Raw genomic sequence first — 21549 nt, forward strand, 5'->3', positions numbered from 1 at the left:
CCAGATAAGAAACAGTCGCCATTACGAACAAAGTGAAGGAATCTAGAGCGGATTTTCAACAAAGCATCGCTCTTGATTGCTTCGCCAAGCTCGCAACAACGCGATAGGCTCACTATTTTTTACTTTTAACTCGCTTCATTAATCTTCTTTTTTTATTTACTTGTCTTTGAGATAGTTTATTTTTTTTCTCTGCAAAAGGATTGTCCCCCCCCTTAAATTCGATTTTTAAAGGAGTACCTACTAATTCTAAATGCTTAATAAACTCATTATTTAAGTAACGCTTATAACTTTCCGGTAGTTCGTTTAATTGGTTGCCATGAATTACAATTACTGGTGGATTATGCCCACCAATATGAGCGTACCTTAACTTAATTCGACGACCATTAACACAAGGAGGAGTATGTTTTGTGCTAATATCTTGCAATAACCTGGTTAATCTTGGCGTAGAAAAAGACTGGGTGGCTGAAGCATAGGCCTCGTTTATATCTTTAAATAATCCGCCCACACCACTGCCGTGCAAGGCCGATATAAATCTTATTTTGGCAAAATTAGCAAAATGTAATCGCCTAGAGAGTTCATCCTTTACCCTTTCTTTATGTTCTTCATCCAAACCATCCCACTTATTAATTGCAATAACCAAAGCTTTACCAGATTCGATAATGAAACCAAGTAAATTCATATCTTGATCAGTGATCCCTTCATTAGCATCAAGAAGTTGCAGACAAACATTAGATTCTTTTATAGCTTGTAATGTTTTTATTACAGAGAATTTTTCAATTTTCTCGTCGACCCTGGATCTTCTCCGCACTCCGGCTGTATCTATAAGGATATAATGTTGGTTATCTCTTTCAAAGGGAATCGAAATACTGTCACGGGTTGTCCCTGGCATATCATAAACAACAACTCGTTCTTCACCCAAAATACGATTAATCAGTGTTGACTTGCCAACGTTGGGACGACCTGCAAAAGCTATTTTAATTGCATGATCATTCGTTAGCTCTTCAACTTCAGAATTAAAAGGAGTTAAAACCTCTTCAAGTAAACCACTAATACCGCTACCATGTGATGCTGAAATGGAGTGTACATCCACTATGCCTAAAGATTGAAAGTCAGAGCAGGCTATATCATCATCCAATCCCTCAGTTTTATTTACAACCAAGTGAATTTTTTTATTAAGCTTTCTTAAATTAGCAGCAATATTTTCATCTATACCCGTTAATCCGGATCGTCCATCAACGATAAAGAGAACAACATCGGCCTCATTTAGAGCAATTGCTGACTGTTTTGACATTAAATTATCAACAGCAATATCCTCAACTCCAATACCACCAGTATCAACTACAATAAAAGGCCTGTCGTTGTATAGAGCTTGTCCATACTGCCTGTCACGGGTCAATCCAGGAAAATCAGCAACAAGAGCATCCTGTGTTTTAGTTAGTCTATTGAATAGTGTCGATTTTCCGACATTTGGGCGCCCAACAAGGGCAATAACAGGGATCATTAATTAACTCACAGATAATTGATTGAGCATTCCATTGTCGGTTAATACATACAGTTTTTTTCCAACTACATTTGGAGATATAGTTACTCCACCAGATAATTGCGAACGTGCCAATAACTCTCCCGTTTGCGATCCGATAAAATGTAAGTACCCTGTTTTATCCCCAACAACCAGATCATGGCCGATGAGAACAGGTTCTGTAAGACCTCTTGCTTTTAATGCGGTTTGTTTCCAGTTAACATGGCCTGTACGTCTATCTAAAGACCAAATAACATCATTGCTATCCGTCAAATATAGAGTATTAGCGCTTAACACCATATTCTTATACACAGAGCCCGGCTTGCGCCAGATAAATTGACCATCAGTAAGCGATAAAGCACCGATGTATCCCTGATAACTGGCTAAGTAGGCCACTTTATCTTTTACTATAGGATCAGAATCGATATCTACCAAACGTTCCACATCACTTGCTCCTGTAGCATAAGCAATACTACGCTGCCAGACTACACGGCCAGTTTGCAGCTCCAGAGCATCTAATTGGCCGTCAGAAAAGCCAATAAGAACTAAATTATCCACAATAATTGGAGAAGAGCTCGCTTTTAGCACCAGACTCGGGGAGCCATGCTCGGCTGTCCATAATTGTTTCCCATTTACTGCATCAAAGGCAAATACTTTACCATCGATAGTTTTTGCAATTACTTTTTGATGAGCTAATGCCGGCGGCGATAAGACCTCACCTGAAACTTTATTCTGCCACAACTCTCTACCATCTGCCTGGTTTAACAAGGCCACAGTAGATGCATTAGTTCCAACTGCGATAAATCCTTCTGATATACTTGGCCCACTGACAATGCCATGCTTCAACTGGGTAGACCATTTGATTTTACCATCACTTTTATTAACTGCCTGGATTAAGCCGCTAACATCAGCTGTATAAATGATATCGCCACGAATTACTGGCTTAAGTTTTAAGTATTCCTTGGTTTTATGTGCTTTTCCAACAGGTGAACTCCAATTCTGTGATACTTTAATTTGGGGCTCAATTTGTTTTAAATCTTTTGGCTTAGGAGTGTTATCCTTGCCCAGCATGTAATCATCAACTTGGGAACATCCCTGAGCCAGAGAACATATCAATAAAACTAATAATCGAATTTTCATAAAACTAAAACCTTATTATTATCAATAAAAATTAAGTAGATTGCACTTTTTTATCATCAGAAATCATGGATTGAGTTTTCACGGCTAATTCATTGGTTTTCATTTCTAAAAATAAATTACCCATCCCATTCGTTTTTACCTCATCTATGGCTAAGCGATAAGCTGCGATTGCTTCCTGGTATTGCCCCGTTGCTCCATAAATATCACCTTTTAATTCATTGATGACGGGCAAGTAGGTTTCATCTTCGATCGTACTCAATTCACTTAATGCATTTGCATAGGATTTCTTTGCCGCCAATATGCGTGCAATACGAATCTTTGCTATTTGTTTTAAGGCGGCCATATTACTCTTATTGGCTACAATCGATAATTCATCTTTAGCCTGATCGAGCTTATTTTTAGAAACATAAATTTTTGCAAGCGTCATGTGAGCTACATCTGCATATACAGAATGATCATAATCTTTAATTAATTCATTAGCATAGGATCTTACGGATTTTATATTCTGATTTGACAAGGCAATCATCATATTTTCATAAGTAACGGATGCCTGCTGCGTTAATTTGTCATGATGCCAGTTCATATACCTATATCCAGCGATACAAAGGAGGATCAGTGACAAAAAAACAGTTACAATGTTCCCGTAACGTTTCCACCATTTTTTCATTACTTCTAATTGTTCATCTTCCGTCATATACACTGACATAATCCGCTCCCGCAATTATCCTAAATAATCGTGTAAAAATTGATTGATATTACTCTGTTCAACAGTTATTTGCTCTGCTTCTTTGCGCAGATCTTTAATACTAACTCGTTGATTCGCAATTTCATCTTCGCCTAAAATCAAAGCCAGTCTGGCTCCACTTTTATCCGCTTTTTTAAACTGGCTTTTAAAACTACCCCCAGCTGTATTGGTTATTATTTCCATGGTTGGGTAGGTATTGCGAATTGTTTCCGCGATAACTAATCCCTTTAACACCGCTTGGGCATTTGTAGCGATAATAAATAAGGACTCTTTACTAGTACTTTTTTCTGATAAATTTAATGTTTCCATCAAGAGAAGAATTCTTTCTATACCCAAAGCAAAACCGGCCGCAGGTGTAGAGGTTCCCCCAAGTTGCTCAACCAATACGTCATACCGGCCCCCCGCACACACAGTGGCCTGACTACCTAATTTATCAGTAACCCATTCAAAAACAGTATGCCCATAATAATCAAGACCTCTAACTAAAAATGGATTAATGGTATAAGGTATTTCTAATGCGTTCAGACCATCACAAAATGATTGGAAGTGCGCGCGACTTTTTTCGTCTAAAACATCAATTAATTTGGGAGCTTTGGCTATCAGTTGCTGTAAATCAGGATTCTTGCTATCAAGAATACGCAAGGGATTTCTCTCCAATCGTTTCTTACTGTCCTCATCCAGCTCATCATAGTGATCACGCAAATACTCTACTAATACCTTTTTATAGCGCTGTCTTTCAGATAATTCGCCTAAAGTATTAATCTGTAACTCAACGTCATTAGCAAAACCCAGCTGTGTCCATAATCTGCGACAGATTGATATCAATTCCAGTTCTATAGTTGAATCAGCCATTCCAAAAGCTTCAACGCCAAACTGAGTAAATTGGCGATATCTCCCTTTTTGGGGTCGCTCATGGCGAAACATTGGTCCCATATACCATAGTTTTTGCTGTTGATTGTGTAACAAGCCATTTTCCAGACAGGCTCGAACACATCCGGCAGTCCCTTCGGGTCTGAGAGTTAAGCTATCCCCATTGAGATCATTGAACGTATACATTTCCTTTTCTACTATATCAGTGACCTCACCGATAGTTCGTTTGAATAATTGCGTACTTTCAATAATGGGAAAACGTATTTCCTGATAACCATATCGTGAAAGACAATCAACAAAATTTTGCTCAATATACCGCCACATAGACGTTCTATCTGGCAATACATCATTCATTCCTCGGATTGCTTGAATTCGTTCAGACACCTTTTTTCTCCAATGGTGACATCTGAGCGCTAGGAGCCAACAAAGATTTCATCTTGGATAAATCGGTTAATTTTAGCTCATTAGTCGTTTGATTCAGAGATAAATCGCTTACAGTCTTTTTAGCTGAATAAACAGGTTGATTGTCTCTATTTTTTTGCCACCAAACACCCACTGCGACCATAACTCCCACAGCAAATACTATAGTAAACCAACGAATGACGTGTTCAGCTTTATGCGACTCTCGCTTGCTTTGCCATAGAGCACGCTCTGGTTTTTTTTCAAATACGTATTGGGTATCAAATACAGCAAGAAAAGGATCAGGAGAAACACCTAATAGTTTAGAATAGGCGCGCAAATACCCTTTCACAAAAACAGGCTCCGGTAATAAATTAAACTCACCAGTTTCAATTAACTCAATAATACGTGTTCTTAAGTGCAGTTTACTCGCTACATATTCGATAGAATAACCTTTTTGTTGACGTATACTTGAAAGCTGTACTCCTGGATTATTAATCTCAGGATTATTTATTTCATCCATTGACGGCGTTGTATTCATTATTTACTCCACTATTATCAGTATGCGGATCCATTTTTTTTAAGTTATTTTCATATTCTGCTGCTATTTCATACTTCCCTGCTTTGTTAGCAATATCCTTAGCTAAAGATAAAAAAATCATGTCATTTAAAACCAAATCAGGATGTTTTTGCATCATTTCCAGAGCTTCGCTGTCATGCCCCTCTTTACTTTCTATCTTAACCAGTTCATAAAGAGATACCCGCCGAGATGGATCTTGATTTAACGCACTCGTAAAGTATAACTTGGCTTTGTCGAGATCTGGAATAGCCTGAGCACAAAGGCCTGCATTTTCATATGCTCCAGCAGTATGGACATACTGCTCGTCTTTAACAGCTTTTAAAAAATATGTTTCAGCTTTTTTGTACTGTCCTTGACGGCACAAAAAAGTTCCATAGTTATTAAGTTGAGCCCCACCATTGGAAGATAAGGAAATAGCTTTTAAATAGTATTTTTTGGCCTGCTCTAACTCATTGGTTTGCTCAAAATAATATGCGATTGAAGCATTAACATCCGGTGAGTTTGGCTCTTGCTCCAAGGCAGTAAGAAACTTCTTTTTTGCCCTTGGTCTATCACCTTGTTTTAAATAACCTAAACCTAATTGCACGTTAAACGATGCTGCCTTGCTCAGATCAGGTTTTTTACTGTTTTCTACTGGATTCGTTTTGGTATGATGACAAGCCAGCAAAAACAGGCAAGCCATTATTATCAAGAACCGTAAAGCTTTTAGCACAATTACCACTTGAGATTAGAAATGATTTTGCATTATAACCGCTAACTGAGAAATTAAAAATGATTTGTCATCGCATTTCTAAACTAATTAATCAACGGGAATCGTAATATTATCTGTTTGATTGGTTTTAGGGATAAAATGAAGCTTTTGCCATCTTTGAGAGCGGCTTGTTCTGTCTTTAACTTCCCCTGCTAATTGCCCACAGGCCGCATCAATATCATCCCCTCGCGTTTTGCGTGTAATAGTGTTAATGCCATTGCTAATTAATCGATCTCTAAAAGCGTCAATAGCGGCTTGCGATGAGCGTTGATATTGCGTCATCGGAAAAGGATTAAACGGAATTAAATTTACTTTTGCAGGGACATCCCGAAGTAGTTTTATCAACTGAGTCGCATGCTCTGGTTGATCATTAACTCCTTTTAACATGACATACTCAAAGGTTACTTTTCTGCGAGGCTCATCTTTAAAATATGTTTTACAAAGTGCCATTAGTTGTTTTAGCGGATATTTTTTATTTATTGGTACTAATTCGTTGCGTAACTCATCATTAGGAGCATGAAGCGACACGGCTAAAGCTACAGGACTGACCGTTCTTAAACGCTCTAAATCAGGAAGTACCCCTGATGTGCTTAAAGTCACTCGGCGCTTTGATAGTCCATAGCCAAAATCGTCCATCATAATGTTCATCGCAGAGACTACATTGTCAAAATTAAGCAAAGGCTCCCCCATGCCCATCATCACAACATTTGTTACTCGTTTGTCATGTGCGCCTTGGCTAAGTGATAGCTCTCTGACCGCCAGCCAAACTTGACCAATAATTTCTGCAGTGGATAAATTACGGTTAAAGCCTTGTTTTGCAGTAGAACAAAAAGAACAATTGAGAGCACAACCTACTTGAGATGAAACACAAAGCGTACCGCGGTTGGCCTCAGGGATAAATACAGTTTCTATGCAATTGCCACACTCCAGCTTTAATAACCATTTATGGGTACCATCCGCTGATTTTTGACAAGTTATGATTTCAGGTAATCCTATAAAGGATAAGCGGGAAAGCTTTTCTCTTAAAGCTTTCCCTAAATTTGTCATTTGAGTGAATTCGGTCAAACCAGCCTGGTGAATCCATTGAATTAACTGCTGTGCTCTAAAGGGTTTTTCCCCCCACAACGTCAGTAATTCGCGTAGCTGTTGATAATTATAATTCAACAGATTAACTTTTTGATCCGCCATGCTCACTCCAAACAATCTTATCTAGCGCAAACTTCATGAGGCTCAAAGAAAAAGGCAATTTCACGAGCAGCATTTTCTAAACTATCAGAACCATGTACCGCATTTGCGTCAATACTATCAGCGAAATCAGCACGTATTGTTCCAGCTGCGGCCTCTTTAGGATTAGTTGCACCCATAATGTCTCTATTCTTGGTAACGGCATTTTCACCTTGTAATACCTGAATCATTACTGGGCCAGAAATCATAAAAGTAACTAAATCTTTGAAAAAAGGACGCTCTTTGTGAATTTCATAAAAACTTTCTGCCTGCTCTTTTGATAATTGAGCCATTTTTGCGGCAACTATAGTTAAGCCGGCATTTTCAAAACGACTGTAGATTTGGCCAATAACAGATTTAGCTACAGCATCAGGTTTAATAATAGACAGAGTTAATTCTTTTGCCATCATGTGCTCCAAGGAGGGGTTAGTATAAAGGGCGTCATTATACATTAAAAAATAGGTATCTGGCTAATATAAATTCATGATGATGACTATAACAATATAAATCTAGGCTTCGCCAATCGTCTTATCAAAATATAATGGTTCCCTATTAATTGCATCTTGAACCGGGTCAATCTTATATTCGGGCAAGAGCTTGAATAACTCAGTAATGCGAATAATCGTGTCAAAAAACTGTGTGCGGTAAGAGCGGGCTTGTTCACTCATTTCTACTGCACGTTCAAAAAACTCACTGACTTTACTGTTAAAGCTCATTGTAATGTTGAGCAGTTCTGAAAAATTATTAAGCAGTCGCTCTTTCAATTCCTGCGTCAGCTCAGCCTTTATTATTTCATTCATTTTTTCTATAAAAAGATATTTATTGTCTAAAGATTGAGAACTAATCAGATCGCAATGAATTAAAGCATGTGTCACCCCTCGTCTAATTAAACTTTTTTTGACCTCAATATTGGTCTTCGCTAAGGTGTTATTGGCTTGCTTCAGTCCTGATTCCAGGGCAACGCCCCACTCTTTAGCTATTTTTCTTAGGACAGATTGACTGCTAGCTATTAATGCATCGTGTGCTAATTGTTTATGATGAAACTCATCACCTAAAGTGACTAATTGGGTTCGTTCATTTTCCAGGGACTCTCGAGTCAGGGCACCCTGGGCCTCTTCTCCTTTAGAGGTTTCACCAGATAATAAATAGTCAATAAAGAGTTTCTGGGCATAAACATGGTAATCATTGGCTTGTTGAAGCACAATTCCATTAAGCACATTTCTTAAAGGTACTTGTAATATCTGATGATAGAAACTAAAAGGGCTTTTGATCGCCACCAAAAGCTCTGACTGGGGTATAATAATTTGATACGTACCTAATATACGCTCAGCTGTAATCACACCGTATGTTGAAAACCACTGGTTTAATTCATCGTCTATTTGCTTGTCTTCCATTGTTCATCCAATTTAATTTTTTCAAAGTCTGTGATATAAGACAATTTATTTGAAAGTATAGTGTATTTTTCTGATGGTAAAACGATTAGATGTAGATTTACAGATGTTACATGATTTTCTGCAAATAAAAACCCCGGAGCCCTGGTTAAATTATGCAGCAACTCATCTCCCACTACTATTATTGGATCATGCTCACTGCGAGCGAAAAGCAGCAGCAACTGCGATTAATTTTATTAGTAAATATCCAGAACGAAAAGAATTAGTAGAGGTTATGTCGCCCTTAGCACGAGAAGAGTTACTTCATTTTGAAAAAGTAATTAACATTATGATTCAAAAAGGAATCTCTTATGGTCCATTGCAACCCTCAGAATATGCCACAACGCTTCATAAACAAGTAACCAAAAGAGATGGCCTTGAACGATTATGTGATCAATTAATTATAGGTGCCATTATAGAAGCCCGTTCCTGTGAGCGTTTTAATGCCATAATACCGTACATAGAAGATGAGGCTTTAGCAAAATTCTATAGTACCTTAATTAAATCAGAAGCCAGGCATTTTGAAGATTATTTGAGCCTAGCTAAATTGTATGGTGGTGACATTAAGCAACGATTAGCTCTTTTTTTATCTATAGAAAATAGTTTTGTTGGAGCTACAGACACCGTCTTTCGTTTTCATAGCGGAATACCGGATCCCATACTGCTGAATGATAAAAATGCCATTTTGAACAAGGAAGAAATCACGTAAAGTGGACAATTGTAGCCTGGATGGAACGAGGCGTAATCAAGGCTCAAGACTAGAATCAGGCTTCGAACCCGGGTTACGGCTGCGCCTTCACCCAGGCTACATCCTGGCCCGCTTAAGTTAGCACCATTGAATGTTCACGGAGTATGAGGTCTGCCTCGTCATTGCGAGCCTAGGCGAAGCAATCCAGGACGATGCTTCGCTGAAAATCTCAATGGCGATGGGTTAAAGATGGAAACACGTCTTATGGACGAGCAGTAAAAGTTAAATCAGATGATTCACTTAAAAACTCAGTAAATCGGTCTTTCATATCATCAAAGTCATCTTTAGTTAATTGTCTTCCATGGGCATCAAGAAGTTTCGTCTTATCGGCCGGATCCGGAGTATAACCCTCATCCTCAAGCCATTTGTAGACACCCTTCTCAAACAACTGATCAAGTTTTCCCATTTCACCAGCATTATCAGAGCGAACCAATTTGTCAATGTTCAGTTTATTATCATCTGTAAACGTTACATTATGGGCCAAAGAAGGTAAATCGATTGGTTTATCACCACAAACCAGGTGTCTTACTCCGTTTACAGCTCCTTTAAGTCCTTTATCATAAACCACACCAAGAAGAAATTGGTCAACAAGCACCCCTTTTAGTGGCTGTCTAACACTAACACTTAATGAGGCATCCATTGCTTTAACTAAAGTCGAAAACATTTGTATCAGGCTCAGCATTGCATTTCGCCAATCATTTACAGTCGTGGTCTCTTTATTAATGGCTTGTTCTGCTTGATGCATGGCATCATCCCAAATAGGAACTTTCTCGCCTTTTTTGCCTGGACGAAATTGCTTTGCCCTCGCTTCGTCCATCTCGGCTGCACGATTGGCCAGTCTATCATTCATTACTTTCGTTCTATACGCCGCAGTTTTATTAGCTTCTTCTTGTTCACGAATCCGTTTCAGCTCTTCCTGCATTTCAGTATCTTTAGCCATTACTCAACTCCTCAAATCTGTGCTGGGCGAAATAAATCCCCTTTGTATTATCATAACACAATAGTTGTGGATTGTCATCCCAATCGCTTAGTACGTATCGCCTAAATTCAGGAGAATAATTGCTATAAAGGATTAGGCCCGGCTTATGCGTATGTCCATGAATTAACGTGGTTATTTTGTATTGGGAGAGGTGTTTGATAATTGCCTCTTCTACTACATCCATCTCTTCAACAGTTTTAGTGTGATTGCTTTGGCTAATTACTCGAACTTTCCCAACCAAACGTTCACGATATTTTAATGGTAAACTCAAAAACAAAAGAGAAAATAATTTGTTTCTGGTTAACAATCTGAATCGTTGATGCCCCTTATCTTTAGTACAATAACGATCGCCATGCGCCAACATGACTTTTTCTTTTCCCAAAGTAATGAATGCTGGTTCGGCTAAAATCTTCCATCCGGCATGATGTGCAAAAACATCGCCTAACAAAAAATCACGATTGCCGTGCATATAAAATAAAGAGATACCTGCAGCCGTTAAAGAATGAAGTTGTTTTGCAATCCCCATACTCCATTCATCTATAGAGTCATCACCAGCCCAGGCATGAAAAAAATCACCAAGGATATAAATATTTTTTACTGAGCTCTTGGCCCAAATAATGAAAGCATCAAAACGAGATTTAATATCCTTATCTTCAGGATGCAAATGCAGATCTGAAATAAAAACCACATCAATCATAAAGACTCAATAACAATATGCTCATTTGATAAGTAAATCTGGCATGGGCCATTTACCGGTTCAATGGCATCGCTTAAGCGATAAAACCCGGCAATGGATACCAATTCTGCTTCAAGGGAATGGCAATAAATTCGCGCTTCCACATCACCTGATATTCCGGCGAGCGCCCGCCCTCTTAAAGCGCCATAGACATGAATATTCCCATCAGCCAATAACTCAGCACCGTGACTCACCGAAGCAGTTACTATTAGATCCGATCCTTTTGCCACTACCTGTTGGCCAGAACGAACAGGTGTCGTTAGCAATTTTGTTTTTGCTGCTTCAGTAATTGAACTATTTTCTATTCCTTGCTCAATTATGGGTTTATCTTGCGATGTGGAGGCATTTAATACAGCTAACCCCTGACATTGAGCCAAAGTATTCTGTAAGGTATTTCCTCCTTGAACCGCAACAGGTATCATCCCATGCTCACGAGCAATTTGACATAAGCCCTGCAGATCAAACTCCAGGTGGTTTACAAATGATAAATCAAAAACCACTGGCGTTCTTTCAAATAATTTAGGTGCTTTAACTACTGTTTCCGCAAATTGCTGAGAAAAAATATCTTTATCAGTATTTAATATTTGTAAAACAGTAAAAGTATAAAGTCGGCCTTTTAACTTAAATGCTTGAGTTTTTGTTATATTTTCACTCATTTGGATGATATCCATAACTGATATTTTTGTTTATACTAGCATGTGGGAAACAATAACAGAAGGATTACAAAGTGGATAAGCGATGGTTTGAACAATATCAAAATAACGTGCCACATGAAATCGACCCCAACCAATACTTATCCTTGGTCTCCTTATTTCAAGAGTCATGTAGCCATTATGCAAAAAGAGTTGCTTACTCAAATTTGGGAACTGAGATTACCTATGCTGAATTAAATCATTTAAGCAGGGATTTTGCTGCCTACTTGCAACAGCTAGGTTTGGAAAAAGGCGCCCGGGTAGCGATCATGATGCCTAATCTGTTGCAATACCCAGTTGCGTTATTTGCTATCTTACGTGCCGGATATACTGTTGTTAATACCAATCCATTGTATACCAGTGATGAAGTCGTGCATCAAATGAACGACTCTGGTGCTGAAGTGATTATTGTCCTTGCCAATTTTGCCAAAACCTTAGAAAAAGCATTACCCTCTCTGAGAACCATAAAGCACGTAATTATTACTGAAATTGGTGACTTATTTCCCACGCTAAAACGAATAGCGGTTAACTTTGTAGTTAAATACATAAAAAAACTCGTACCTTCTTATACTATCCCGCATGCAGTCACCTTTAGGTATGCTCTGCTGGAAGGAAAGCAATCGCCCTTGCATCACGTAGAACTAAATCACAATGACATTGCCTTTTTGCAATATACTGGGGGTACAACCGGGGTAGCAAAAGGAGCCATGTTAACCCACGGCAATTTAATAGCAAACGTGTTACAGGCTTATACGTGGATATCACCGCTTGGCATAAGCGACCAGGATATTATTGTAACAGCACTTCCTCTTTATCATATTTTTTCACTTACTGCGAACTGCCTCACCTTTTTAAAGATTGGAGCAAAAAACATACTGATAACTAATCCACGTGATATGGGGCATTTTATTGATGAAATTAAAAATAGTGGATTTACTGCAATTACGGGGGTAAATACCTTATATAATGCGTTGTTAAATCACCCTAAATTTAAGGACATTGACTTCAGTAAATTAAAACTAGCTCTTTCTGGCGGTATGGCTCTGCAAAAAAGCGTTTCACTACGATGGACTGAAATGACTAAAACACGCGTATTAGAGGCCTATGGACTAACGGAAACAAGTCCAGCTGCTACTATAAATCCCATGTATCTTGAAGGATATAATGGCAGTATTGGTTTACCCCTTTCATCAACTGACGCGTCTATCCGTGATGATAATGGGAATGAAATGCCCATTGGTACTAGTGGTGAATTATGTATTAAGGGTCCGCAAGTCATGGCCGGATATTGGAATCGTCCCGATGAAACTGCATTAGTATTTACTAAGGATGGTTTTTTAAAGACTGGAGATATTGCCAGAATGGATGAGGAAGGCTTTATTTATTTAGTTGACAGAAAAAAAGACATGATTGTTGTATCAGGATTTAATGTTTATCCCAATGAAGTAGAGCAAGTCATAGGAATGCATCCCGGTGTTTTAGAAGTCGGTGTTGTTGGTGTTATGGATGAAGAGTCTGGTGAACGTGTTAAAGCCTGTATTGTCAAAAAAGATCCTGAGCTCACCGTGGAGCAAGTTATTGCTCATTGCAGAGAACATTTAACTGCTTATAAGGTTCCCAAGATTGTAGAATTTTTTGATGAGTTGCCTAAAACTAATGTCGGTAAAATCCTGAGGCGCTCCCTGAAAGAAACAGAAGCAACAACCAAAAATGAGCCCAATGAAAATACGGTAGCTACTGCATAACTCCGTTAAGATAAAAAGTAGGTTGGGCTGAGCTCCGCGAAGCCCAACAATGAAATTAGAATCATGGTATTATCTCTATATGCCCAGCTGTTAGACTTCGCGGAGCTCAGAACCAACCTACTCATTAATTAGTCCATCTTACGCTTCTTATTAAAAATATTGGGAATAAATCCTCAGAAACGTCCCATCCTCTTCCATTTCCAGAATGGTGCGGTTAATTTTTTCTTTCAAATTTTGTTGGCCTAAATTAAGCATGATTGCATACCCCTCTCCTATGGGTAGCTTTTTCCCGACTAATTTATATATTCCTGCATTGAGAGCAGCCCAGTTTTTTGCTGTCTCATAATCCATAATACACACATCTACCTTATTTTCCTTTAAGGCAAGAAACATATCCTCAATAGAGTCATAAAAAACAATGGTATTATCCCTCGTAACAATTTTAGCTAACTGGCCATAAGGCGTTCCCAGTCTTGCGCCTACTTTTTTGTCATGAATATCCATCATTTTCGCAATAGGTGAATTTGCACTAGCTATGTATTGGGCATTACTTTCTAAATAAGGAAGACTAAAAGCAAAGTGCATTTTTCTGGAGTCAGTTACAATAATAGAGGAAATCACTAAATCAACTTTATGCTCTTTTAAAACCGTAAATAGCTCATCAAAGCCATAGGCTTTAAATTCACATGCATAATCTAATCTTCGACAAATTTCACGCATAAAATCTATATCATATCCATATGCATAATGTAGATTTTCTTTATTAACCCATGATTCAAAAGGAGGATTATATTTTGAAGAGCCAATGACCAAGGTTTGGGAATAAGATATAGAGGAACAGATTATATAGATAAAAATTGCCAATAATTTCATAAATCCGATCCTGGAAAAAAGAAATTTTGTCTCATACAAGCATGGTACATAATCATAGGTTTGTAAAATTTAAACAGTTAATTGCTTCATTATTCGTGCCGTAGCGCCCCAGACCAGTTCATCATTGGGAATAAACTCACAACTTTTAAATCGTAAGCCGTCTCTTTCCACAACTATTTCTCTATAGTTTTGCGGATTGATAACTAAAGACATCGGTATAAAAATTAATGTGGCCACTTCCTGAGGATTCTGATGATAAGGTCTAATTGAGTCAATGCTAGCCAACCACGGATGAATAGTTGTTCCTAACAAAGTTCGTTCAATTTGTAATTTTCTAATTGGCATAATTCGAGCAGCTGTTATACCTAGCTCCTCATAGAGTTCTCTTAGTGCTGTAGCGTATAAACTTTCATCTCCCGTCTCTTGCTTGCCTCCGGGAAAACAAATTTCGCCAGGATGATGGCGTAATTCATTACTGCGTTTCGTCAGAATTAAAGAGTCTGTAGCTAACTCATGCAGTACCATTACGGCGGATTGAAGTGGCTCACCATCCAATAGTTTATTTAAGTCCATTAATAATCGCTGCTATTTTAGTATAGCATTCACGATATTCATCTTCGCAATTAGAGTCAATAACTATTCCCCCTCCAGCGGCTAAATGTAAAATATTATCTTTTGCTGTGACAGTGCGTATCGCAATATTAGTATCAAAACGGCCATGTTGAGAAAAATAGCCAATACTTCCACAATAGATACCTCTACCATAACGCTCTTGTTCGTTAATGATTTTCATTGATTCTAATTTGGGCGCTCCTGTAATAGATCCACCTGGAAAACAAGAAATAAATGCGTCAAATGGATGAAGTGCATCAAGACATTGTGCCTTAATATCACTCACCAGATGATGTAGGGAATTATAACTTTGGATGCCGCACAGATTAGAAACCTGGACCGTTCCGGGAACCGAAATTTTACCTAAGTCATTCCTTAACAAATCAACTATCATCACGTTTTCTGCACGATTTTTGTCGCATAAAGTCAGTTGATTTTTTAATTGTTCATCTTCAACCGGATTGTTTGAGCGACCAATAGTTCCCTTTATAGGAGATGTTAATAATTCACCCTGGTCATATAATAAAAATCGTTCGGGAGAAAAACTAAGAATATCCGCCTCTTTGGTTTTCAAAAATGCGGAAAAAGGCACTGGGTTTTTAGAGCATATTTTCTTATACATTTCCCAAGCATCCCCTTCATACTCAGCATGAAAAGGTTGCGTCAAATTAACCTGATAACTTCTCCCCTCTTTTAATGATTGATGTATGGCCAGGAATGACTCGCGATAAGCATCTTTTGATATAAGCGGTATAAAACCAGTCTTAACTGCAAATCGATTGTTGCCAGTGGGCGGTGCATGCCAAAGCTCAATGACCTCTCGCGTAATATCAGAAGTAGATAAATGGTTATTAGCAGCAAACAGGACTACTTTTTTTAAATAGTGATCCACAATAATTGCCCAGTCATATAAGCCAAGATCTAATAATGGCATATCCTGAAGAGTTAGCTGCGCACTTGAATTTATACCTAGTAATCGAGCTCCTAAATCATAAGAAATATAGCCAATGGCTCCGCCTTGAAATGGCAGATCATTTTCAGACGGTTGCAAAGATAATTTTTTTTTCAAATGTTCGAATACTGAAGATTTATTGGGAGTATTTTCAGTGATAACGATTCGCTCATGAGGATAAGCACTTAAAATATCATAGCGTCCGCGCATGCAGTCTCTGCTTTCAAGGAGTACAAAACCTGGCAAATGCGATAACTTTTGGTATGACTCTTGTAAAAAAGGATGGTAAGCCAGTAATACCGACTCTTTATTATTCAATAAAACCACTTAATGACTCATAGTTGGTTAATTTTTGTTTACTATAGTGTAGATTAATTATACGATATCGCCCTCTTAAAACCTATAGTTGTACACATCATGCTTATTTATTTTCAAACGTTCACCTATCAAGATCATCAAGAACAGTCTCACCCTTTGTTATGGGAGTATTCACCGACAGAAAATATAGCGAAATGCATTTATCAAGTAGTAGGTAATAGTACTAAAGTTGATCCTGAAGTCGTTAATGAATCTCTGAAGAAAATAAACGGAATAAAAATTTCAGATGGTGTGGCCATTCTTGTTGATTGTTCGCTTTTGGAAAAGGAAATATGCGCTTATGTAGAGCCTTCAAAGCCAACATTGCGAGGAGTATTGCTTTCTCCTGCATTTTTTACTCCTGCCCCCAATTCTAATTTTTCTGCAAAGCTATTATCTTTTGACTCTTTGCTTTCAGGGTCTGAAGGTAGCACATTGTGTTATGAAGTCATTTTAAGGAACAATAATGATGCAAATCTGGCCAAGCTTACCGCTTTAAAAATTCATTCACAGACCTCAGCTAACCTTGCAATCCAGGTAATAAAAAATATAGATTTCTATTATCTGCGTCAGATACAAATTAAATTAGTAAGGCACTTGTATGAAGACATCTTCGCTTCATCCCTATCTGCTGTTAGACCGGAAGAAGTTCCTTCTAAGGCCGTCGATTATTTCAGACAAGCAATTATTGCTATTATGGAAAATACAAAGTACAACTCTATAGATACTGCCTTTGAAAAAGCACAAGCTGAAGATAAAGAACCTATACCGATTGAGGATAATTACAAAATCAGGGTTATTTATGCACGACGTATGCTGGCTGCTTTTTTATTTTTTATAGAAGATACTGTGCCGCCCGTTAAAATACCAACTAGTGCTGAGGAAGCAGATGAGTTACGCAAATTAAAAATATGGTTGCCTGTTTTTAAAGATCATATTCAAAAACATAAAGAAAAACTTGCTCTTCTATTAAATGATCTGGAGCAATTAATTATTTGTACTGGCCTCATGCAACATGACAATAGTCAACTTACTTTTGATGCACTGCTTCATAATGGAAACTTAGATTTTAGTTTACTCACTACCAAGCTGAAAGCATTGCAAGTGGACATGGAACGCAGCACTATGGCTGTCGCAGTGAAAAAACTGAATTCTGCACATAAAATTCCTTCTGATTTAATTTCTGCTCCTGAAAAAATATATTCACTTAAATCTCTGGTTCATGATTGGTTTAAAAAGGCCTTGCACGAAGACATTCAGTCAGAGTTTAAAGAGTCTGAAATAAATGCCCATGTAGAAAATATTGTGCAACAATTAGTAACTGAAATATGCGGTTGTACTAAAGGGTTTTCTCGTTCAGAGGAAGCAAAGTGGATATCACATACAATGACTAGCAGTGATACGGATGTCTATGTAACTCGCGAATGGGAGATGAATTTAGAGGCAGAGTTTTCAAAATTGAAAACAAAGCTCACTATAACTAAAAGTAAACATGCCTCTCACTTGGAGGCCGATATAGTGAAATTTGTCACCAGTTTCATTCATCAACAGTTGGAACAGTTAAAACACCAAAACCAAACGACAGACGCTCCTAAAACTACTGAGATGACTCTATAATTTCAGCCTGTCTAGACTGGTTTTTAAATTAATTTGTGAGTATCCTATGCCAACGTGTTGTTGACAAGGAGCCAGGTAATGACAACAGTTGCTCAGTTTGATGTTGCATTCTCACAATTTTTGAATGAGGAAGGTAAATTGGTTGGCACATTGCCAGCTATTGCCAAAAATCATTCAGCATTAAAGGAACTGTACAAAGTAATGGTACTTACCCGTACCTTTGATAAAAAGGCGATTGCTTTGCAAAGAACGGGTAAAATGGGAACCTATGCGCCGATCAATGGTCAGGAAGCCATTTCCACGGCAATAGGCCATGCGATGCGCCCGGAAGATGTCTTTGTCCCTTATTATCGCGATTATGCTGCCCAATTACAGCGTGGTGTTAAAATGTCTGAAATCCTGGCTTACTGGGGTGGTGACGAACGGGGCAGTCAATTTGCCTGTGACTCTCAGGATTTACCCATTTGCGTTCCCATTGCTTCTCAGTGTTTGCACGCAACAGGGGTCGCCTTTGCCTTTCAGTACAGAAATGAAGCACGTGTTGCCGTAGTCTGTATTGGGGAAGGAGGAACCTCCGAGGGTGATTTTTATGAGGCTATGAATGTGGCTGGTACCTGGAACTTGCCTGTAGTCTTCGTTGTTAATAACAACCAATGGGCTATTTCCGTACCCCGAGACAAACAAACAGGAACACAAACCATTGCTCAAAAAGCCATAGCTGCGGGATTTAAAGGCATGCAAGTTGATGGCAATGATATTTTAGCTTCAAGGCAAGCTATAGGTGATGCTATTGATAAAGCCCGTCGTGGAGAAGGACCGACTTTAATTGAAGCAATAACCTACCGTCTATGTGATCATACTACAGCAGATGACGCAACTCGCTACCAACCCTCAGAAGAAGTTGAAATGGCGCGCCCTAAAGAACCCATAGCCCGATTCAAATATTTTCTCACTGAAAATAAAATTTGGACCGCTCAAGAAGAAGAGCAACTGGTTATAGACTGCGCTCAAAAAGTAGAACAGGCAGTTGAAGAATATTTGAGTAGAAAACCACAACCGGTCAGTAGTATTTTTGATTATCACTATGCTGAATTACCAGAGTATCTGGTGGAACAACGTGCAATAGCCATGGAGGAAGAGGAACATGCCTGATATTACTTTGATTGAAGCAGTAACTCAGGCCTTGGCTTATGAGTTAAACCAAGATGAAAATGTTGTGGTCTTTGGTGAAGACGTGGGCAAAAATGGAGGCGTCTTTCGAGCTACTGTTGGATTACAAGAGCGCTTTGGTGAAAAAAGAGTCTTCGATACGCCTTTAGCAGAATCAATGATTGCTGGATTAGCAATTGGTATGTCACTTCAAGGGTTAAAACCGGTTGCCGAATTCCAGTTTATGGGATTTATTTACCCCGCAATGAACCAAATTATATGTCACGCAGCGCGAATGCGTAATAGAACTCGAGGAAGACTTCACTGTCCTCTGGTTTTTCGTGCACCCTTTGGCGGTGGCATCAGAGCACCAGAACATCACTCCGAGAGCACCGAAGCCTTGTTTGCTCATATTCCAGGATTACAAGTAGTCATCCCCTCTTCGCCCAAGAGAGCTTATGGCCTGCTCTTGGCAGCAATGCGGAATCCTGATCCGGTCATTTTCCTTGAACCTAAGCGAATTTATCGTCTTGTAAAACAACCTGTAGCGGATGATGGACAAGCTTTACCTTTAGGCAAATGCTTTACCCTGCAACAAGGAGATGATGTAACCCTTATTAGTTGGGGTGCCAGCATGCATGAAACATTGCAGGCAGCTAAACAGCTAGGTGATGAAGGTATCTCTTGTGAAATAATTGATGTAGCCACAATTAAACCTTTAGATATTGAAACGATTCTAGCCTCTGTTGAAAAAACAGGACGCTGTGTCATTATCCATGAAGGAGCAAAGACTTGTGGTGTTGGCGCTGAAATCTCGGCTCTCATTATGGAAAACTCGATGACTGACTTAATGGCGCCAGTTCAACGTGTTACTGGTTACGATACGGTAATGCCCTATTTTCAGCTAGAAAAACAATACATACCTAGTGTTTCCCGTATTAAAAACAGTGTTATGAGCATAATGGAGTGATGATGAATATTTTTAATTTACCTGACTTAGGTGAAGGATTACCTGATGCTGAAATTCATGAATGGTTTGTAAAAGAAGGCGATACTGTTAAGACAGATCAGCCTCTTGTGTCTATGGAAACTGCAAAAGCAGTAGTAGACGTTCCTTGCCCTCAAGGTGGAACTATAGCCAAGTTATTTGGTAAGCCAGGTGATGTAATTAAAACTGGTGAGCCATTAGTTGCTTTCGTAGCCACTAGCGGAAAACCAGCTGATAAAGGCACCGTTGTTGGCAATCTTGAAGAAAGTACCGAGATCACAGAGGATAATTTTACTTTTGGCGTACAACACACAGACAGGCAACGTATTAAAGCAACGCCCGCAGTAAAAATGTTAGCTAAAAAATTGGGCGTTGATTTGCACGCACTTAAAGGCTCTGGTGAACATGGCGTTATCACTCGTCAAGATGTTCAAGCTTATGCAGATAAGAGCGCACAACCCCCTGTTGGTTATGAGCCTTTGCGTGGAGTTAGACGTGCAATGCTAAATAGCATGGTTCATTCTCATGCAGAAGTAGTTCCTGTCAGTATTTTTGATGAAGCAGATATTAATAGCTGGAAACCTGGAACTGATATTACGGTTCGCTTAATTAAAGCAATTGTTCATGCTACAAAGCTTGAACCGGCTTTAAATGCATGGTTCGATACCAAACACAGTGCTCGTCAATGTTTTGATGAGGTTCATCTTGGATTGGCAATGGATAATGATGAGGGCCTGTTTGTACCAGTAATCCATAATGCAGCCCAGCACTCAGATAGCGAACTGCGCCAGCTTATTAATGAGTTAAAACAATCAGTAAGCAATCGGGCAGTTACCGCAGACAAATTAAAAGGAGCAACCATTACCCTGTCGAACTTCGGGAAATTTGCGGGTCGATTTGCAAGCCCTATCATAGTTCCACCAATGGTTTCTATTTTAGCAGTAGGCAGGCTCTATCAAGCCCCGATAGCAACTCCAGAAGGTAAAGTTGAAGTCCATAAGATGCTGCCCTTATCACTAAGTTTTGATCATAGAGCAGTGACCGGTGGCGAAGCCACTCGCTTTTTAGGCGCGGTAATGGACTCATTACAAAAAGCCTGACAAAATCTTCCCATTATCCCGGTATTTAATACCGGGATTTTTTTAAGATACATTCCCATGCAAAGTTAAAAAGTAAGACAGCAAGCTATATTTTAGCTACATGATAAAAAATCAATTTTCAGCCAATCCTGATATTTTAAGCATCATCTTTTTGTTGTTTGTAACCCAGTCAATTTAAGGAAAAATTGTAGCATGAATGGGGTGCAGCGTAATCCGGGATCAAGGCTCTAATCAGTTTCTATCCCGGGTTGCGGCTGCGCCTTCACCCAGGCTACATCTTACATGCGAAAGCATGCTGGCATGCATTCTCAGGAGATCTCTCGCTAATGCTCGAGATGACGTA

Annotated in this window: 21 protein-coding genes; 6 read left to right on the forward strand and 15 right to left on the reverse strand. The window is 38.9% G+C overall.

What is annotated here, in order from left to right:
- Window positions 1-112 precede the first annotated feature (112 nt).
- The 9 genes from der to LOX96_RS13035 all read right to left on the reverse strand — a co-directional run bounded on the left by der (window position 113) and on the right by LOX96_RS13035 (window position 8622).
- Window positions 113-1501 (reverse strand): ribosome biogenesis GTPase Der, encoded by a 1389-nt coding sequence (der, locus tag LOX96_RS12995; RefSeq protein ID WP_250422382.1) that lies wholly within the window; start codon window positions 1499-1501, stop codon window positions 113-115.
- A gap of 3 nt (window positions 1502-1504) precedes the next feature.
- Window positions 1505-2659 carry an outer membrane protein assembly factor BamB gene (bamB, locus tag LOX96_RS13000; protein ID WP_250422379.1) on the reverse strand — a complete coding sequence of 385 codons (1155 nt, stop codon included), beginning with the start codon at window positions 2657-2659 and terminating at the stop codon, window positions 1505-1507.
- Window positions 2660-2690: 31 nt separating this feature from the next.
- Window positions 2691-3365, reverse strand: coding sequence for a YfgM family protein (locus LOX96_RS13005; RefSeq protein WP_250422377.1), 675 nt, complete (start codon window positions 3363-3365; stop codon window positions 2691-2693).
- A gap of 15 nt (window positions 3366-3380) precedes the next feature.
- Complete coding sequence (gene hisS / locus LOX96_RS13010; RefSeq protein WP_348645848.1) at window positions 3381-4658, reverse strand: histidine--tRNA ligase; 1278 nt, start codon at window positions 4656-4658, stop codon at window positions 3381-3383.
- Window positions 4651-5214: a helix-turn-helix domain-containing protein gene (locus LOX96_RS13015; protein ID WP_250422376.1), complete on the reverse strand. Its 564-nt coding sequence runs from the start codon at window positions 5212-5214 to the stop codon at window positions 4651-4653. The genes hisS and LOX96_RS13015 overlap by 8 nt, the downstream gene beginning before the upstream one ends.
- The gene (pilW, locus tag LOX96_RS13020) at window positions 5189-5965 is read right to left on the reverse strand and encodes a type IV pilus biogenesis/stability protein PilW (RefSeq protein WP_348645847.1); all 777 of its coding nucleotides are present in this window, start codon (window positions 5963-5965) and stop codon (window positions 5189-5191) included. The genes LOX96_RS13015 and pilW overlap by 26 nt, the downstream gene beginning before the upstream one ends.
- Window positions 5966-6052: 87 nt before the next feature.
- Window positions 6053-7192, reverse strand: a complete 1140-nt coding sequence (rlmN, locus tag LOX96_RS13025) for a dual-specificity RNA methyltransferase RlmN (protein ID WP_250422370.1) — start codon at window positions 7190-7192, stop codon at window positions 6053-6055.
- A gap of 17 nt (window positions 7193-7209) precedes the next feature.
- Complete coding sequence (gene ndk, locus LOX96_RS13030) at window positions 7210-7635, reverse strand: nucleoside-diphosphate kinase (RefSeq protein ID WP_250422486.1); 426 nt, start codon at window positions 7633-7635, stop codon at window positions 7210-7212.
- Window positions 7636-7737: 102 nt separating this feature from the next.
- Window positions 7738-8622 (reverse strand): hypothetical protein, encoded by an 885-nt coding sequence (locus LOX96_RS13035; protein WP_250422368.1) that lies wholly within the window; start codon window positions 8620-8622, stop codon window positions 7738-7740.
- A 73-nt stretch (window positions 8623-8695) separates the two neighbouring features.
- Here LOX96_RS13035 and LOX96_RS13040 point away from each other — a divergent pair, with 73 nt between their 5' ends.
- Entirely contained in the window at window positions 8696-9367 is a 672-nt protein-coding gene (locus LOX96_RS13040; RefSeq protein WP_250422367.1) for a MiaE family protein, read from the forward strand.
- 241 nt (window positions 9368-9608) lie between these two features.
- Here the strand turns inward: LOX96_RS13040 and LOX96_RS13045 are convergent, their stop codons facing one another.
- The 3 genes from LOX96_RS13045 to minC are packed head-to-tail and all read right to left on the reverse strand — an operon-like array spanning window position 9609 to window position 11777.
- A complete protein-coding gene (locus LOX96_RS13045) occupies window positions 9609-10346 on the reverse strand; it encodes a hypothetical protein (protein ID WP_250422365.1) in 738 nt (245 codons plus the stop codon).
- Window positions 10339-11082: a UDP-2,3-diacylglucosamine diphosphatase gene (locus tag LOX96_RS13050; protein WP_250422363.1), complete on the reverse strand. Its 744-nt coding sequence runs from the start codon at window positions 11080-11082 to the stop codon at window positions 10339-10341. The genes LOX96_RS13045 and LOX96_RS13050 overlap by 8 nt, the downstream gene beginning before the upstream one ends.
- Window positions 11079-11777 (reverse strand): septum site-determining protein MinC, encoded by a 699-nt coding sequence (gene minC, locus LOX96_RS13055; RefSeq protein WP_250422361.1) that lies wholly within the window; start codon window positions 11775-11777, stop codon window positions 11079-11081. The genes LOX96_RS13050 and minC overlap by 4 nt, the downstream gene beginning before the upstream one ends.
- Window positions 11778-11848: 71 nt before the next feature.
- On the opposite strand from minC, the gene LOX96_RS13060 reads away from it, so the two are divergent.
- Window positions 11849-13558, forward strand: a complete 1710-nt coding sequence (locus tag LOX96_RS13060) for an AMP-binding protein (RefSeq protein ID WP_250422359.1) — start codon at window positions 11849-11851, stop codon at window positions 13556-13558.
- 150 nt (window positions 13559-13708) lie between these two features.
- Here LOX96_RS13060 and LOX96_RS13065 read toward each other — a convergent pair whose 3' ends face one another.
- The 3 genes from LOX96_RS13065 to pabB form a co-directional block, all read right to left on the reverse strand.
- Window positions 13709-14431, reverse strand: a complete 723-nt coding sequence (locus tag LOX96_RS13065; protein WP_250422357.1) for a transporter substrate-binding domain-containing protein — start codon at window positions 14429-14431, stop codon at window positions 13709-13711.
- A gap of 69 nt (window positions 14432-14500) precedes the next feature.
- Complete coding sequence (locus LOX96_RS13070; protein ID WP_250422354.1) at window positions 14501-15004, reverse strand: NUDIX hydrolase; 504 nt, start codon at window positions 15002-15004, stop codon at window positions 14501-14503.
- Complete coding sequence (pabB, locus tag LOX96_RS13075; protein ID WP_250422483.1) at window positions 14991-16313, reverse strand: aminodeoxychorismate synthase component I; 1323 nt, start codon at window positions 16311-16313, stop codon at window positions 14991-14993. The genes LOX96_RS13070 and pabB overlap by 14 nt, the downstream gene beginning before the upstream one ends.
- A gap of 99 nt (window positions 16314-16412) precedes the next feature.
- On the opposite strand from pabB, the gene LOX96_RS13080 reads away from it, so the two are divergent.
- From LOX96_RS13080 to LOX96_RS13095, 4 genes are all read left to right on the forward strand, one after another.
- Window positions 16413-17969, forward strand: a complete 1557-nt coding sequence (locus LOX96_RS13080; protein ID WP_250422352.1) for a hypothetical protein — start codon at window positions 16413-16415, stop codon at window positions 17967-17969.
- A gap of 78 nt (window positions 17970-18047) precedes the next feature.
- A complete protein-coding gene (pdhA, locus tag LOX96_RS13085) occupies window positions 18048-19121 on the forward strand; it encodes a pyruvate dehydrogenase (acetyl-transferring) E1 component subunit alpha (protein WP_250422350.1) in 1074 nt (357 codons plus the stop codon).
- Window positions 19114-20088 (forward strand): alpha-ketoacid dehydrogenase subunit beta, encoded by a 975-nt coding sequence (locus tag LOX96_RS13090; protein ID WP_250422348.1) that lies wholly within the window; start codon window positions 19114-19116, stop codon window positions 20086-20088. The genes pdhA and LOX96_RS13090 overlap by 8 nt, the downstream gene beginning before the upstream one ends.
- Window positions 20089-20090: 2 nt before the next feature.
- The gene (locus LOX96_RS13095) at window positions 20091-21206 is read left to right on the forward strand and encodes a dihydrolipoamide acetyltransferase family protein (RefSeq protein ID WP_250422346.1); all 1116 of its coding nucleotides are present in this window, start codon (window positions 20091-20093) and stop codon (window positions 21204-21206) included.
- Window positions 21207-21549 lie beyond the last annotated feature (343 nt).

This window comes from Legionella maioricensis, from assembly GCF_023618015.1.
Classification (GTDB): domain Bacteria; phylum Pseudomonadota; class Gammaproteobacteria; order Legionellales; family Legionellaceae; genus Legionella; species Legionella maioricensis.